The organism is Sphingomonas sp. 10B4, from assembly GCF_035019905.1.
Classification (GTDB): Bacteria; Pseudomonadota; Alphaproteobacteria; order Sphingomonadales; family Sphingomonadaceae; genus Sphingomonas; species Sphingomonas glacialis.
Genome location: NZ_JASJVC010000353.1, coordinates 1 through 266, shown reverse-complemented (window position 1 = coordinate 266; position 266 = coordinate 1). Strand labels below are relative to the sequence as shown.

Genomic DNA, 266 nt, shown 5'->3' with positions numbered 1-266 from the left:
GGCTATATGCGTGAGGCTCGCCAGTTCGGTCGTAAAGAAATGATGGATATCGTGGCTATCCGGCCCGCTAAGACCATCATTCAAGCCGGATTTGTCGCTCACAATGATGGCGCAGTGAAAGGTATGTACTCACTCGCCGCGTCATTGGCCGGTCAGTTGGGCGATTCATGGATCGCCGCTTGGCGAGTCTCCCCGAATGAAGATCGATACGCTTTAGTCGCAGTGGATCAAGGCGCCGTTCTTCCTGCTTGTGATCAGGTCGGTAC

The 266-nt window shown here is 54.5% G+C and carries 1 protein-coding gene; it reads left to right on the top strand.

Annotated elements, in window-relative coordinates; translation table 11 throughout:
* On the top strand, nt 1-266 hold a 266-nt coding region (gene pilO2, locus QN347_RS20085), incomplete at both ends, for a type 4b pilus protein PilO2 (protein ID WP_323494444.1).